Below are 218 nucleotides of genomic sequence, written 5' to 3'. Positions count from 1 at the left end.
GCGAGATGGCCGAGATGCTGAAAGAAAAAGGCCGCCTCGAGGTCATCTACCTGAATGAGGACGACACATCGAGATTTAATGGCTTGAGGGTGCCCGGGAAGCCGCCACCGAAGCCCCGGCCACCAACAGCCAAGCAGGAAAAGGACAATCAGGAGCGGATCGCGGGGATTCAGCTTTGGGTGGGGCCAGATCGCGAGAACTCGGGCAAAATTCCCGCC

1 protein-coding gene is annotated in these 218 nt (G+C 59.2%); it reads left to right on the top strand.

What is annotated here, in order from left to right:
• Positions 1-14: 14 nt before the first annotated feature.
• A partial coding sequence (locus tag ACLQ24_RS30785) for a hypothetical protein (RefSeq protein WP_425895221.1) occupies positions 15-218 on the top strand: 204 nt, incomplete at its 3' end.

Source organism: Micromonospora sp. DT4 (assembly GCF_049841675.1).
Classification (GTDB): Bacteria; Actinomycetota; Actinomycetes; order Mycobacteriales; family Micromonosporaceae; genus Micromonospora.
This window is presented reverse-complemented; position numbering and strand designations above follow the sequence as displayed.